Source organism: bacterium endosymbiont of Bathymodiolus sp. 5 South, from assembly GCF_900128535.1.
Taxonomy (GTDB): Bacteria; Pseudomonadota; Gammaproteobacteria; order PS1; family Pseudothioglobaceae; genus Thiodubiliella.
On the sequence record NZ_FQTR01000290.1, the window covers coordinates 1 to 1,520 of the forward strand.

Below are 1,520 nucleotides of genomic sequence, written 5' to 3' on the forward strand. Positions count from 1 at the left end.
CTCAATTTCAAAAAGAATAAAAGTAGTCGGCAAAGTAAGAGCAAGTGTTCAAGCAAAACTGTATGAAATTATTAATAGAATATTTGGTAATTTTGAGCATGTTAAATTACAAGATAAAGATAGACTGCAAGATATTGAAAGCGATTTTTCTACAACAGTTAATAAATACGCAAAAGCAAATGCAAGCTACAATTTTTTAAATGACTTTCCAAGATTGTTTATAGAAACCAGTGGCTTTTCTTTAATCGTCTTATTACTAGTGGTCTTGTTATACTTTAAGCAATCTAATATAGCGTATATTTTGCCAATTTTAAGTTTATTTGTATTGGCTTTATACCGTTTACTGCCATCGGTTAATCGTATTGTTAATGACTATAACAAATTAATGTATTGTCATAAGTCAATTGATATTATTGACGAAGAATTAAAAACTACCCAAGAAAATTTAAAAGACAAAAATATTCCATTCAATCATAAAATTGAACTAGCGAATGTTGGTTTTAACTATCAAGAAAAAACAATTTTAAGTGATATAAATTTGACTATAAATAAGGGTGAAAAAATTGCATTTATTGGTGAAAGTGGCTCTGGTAAAAGTACCTTAGTGAATTTAATTATTGGGTTGCATCAGCAAAATCAAGGGGAAGTCAAAATCGATGATATTGAGTTGGATGAGTCTAATTTACAAAATTGGCGTTCACAAATTGGCTATATTCCACAACAAGTTTATTTGTTCAATGGCACAGTTGCTGACAACATCTGTTTTGGTAGAAAGTTAGATTACACTTTGTTAGAAAAGGTTTTAAAGCAAGCCAATATTTTTGACTTTCTACAAACTAAAGCAGGAATAGAGACCTTAGTTGGCGAGGGTGGGATACAGTTAAGTGGAGGGCAAAAACAACGCGTTGCCATTGCAAGAGCTTTATACAGAGAGCCAGAAGTGTTAGTCTTGGATGAGGCAACCAGTGCATTAGACGATGAAACAGAGCAAAAAATTATGGATGAAATCTATAAAATCAGTCAAGATAAAACTTTAATTATTATTGCCCATCGTTTAAGTACAATCAAGGGTTGTAACAAAGTTTTTGAAATAAAAAACAAAAAAATTACTCAATAATGTCCATATGAAATTTCAAAATACAATTATTCCAGTAATCCTTTCAGGTGGTCATGGAACACGCCTTTGGCCGTTATCCCGAAAGCAATATCCCAAGCAGTATTTACCGCTTGTGGGTGATAATACAATGTTGCAAGAGACTATTTTGCGTTTAAACGGACTGGATAATCTTGCAAACCCAATTATTGTTTGCAATGCTGAACATCGTTTTTTAGTGGCAGAACAATGTCAGCAAATTAATATCAGCAATCCTACGATACTATTAGAGCCAGTCGGCAGAAATACGGCTCCTGCGATTGCTGCTGCGGCGTTGCAAGCATTCAAAATAACAGATAATGGCGTATTGTTGGTATTGTCAGCAGATCATGTGATTGAAGATATTAATGCATTTCATCAGGCAATT

General features: G+C 32.9%; 2 protein-coding genes. Both read left to right on the plus strand.

All coding sequences use genetic code 11. The features are described from left to right. The coding region (locus BBROOKSOX_RS10895) for an ABC transporter ATP-binding protein (protein ID WP_139661825.1) at positions 1–1,117 on the plus strand (1,117 nt) is incomplete at its 5' end. Between the two features lie 7 nt (positions 1,118–1,124). Continuing rightward, the coding region (locus BBROOKSOX_RS10900; RefSeq protein ID WP_180324019.1) for a sugar phosphate nucleotidyltransferase at positions 1,125–1,520 on the plus strand (396 nt) is incomplete at its 3' end.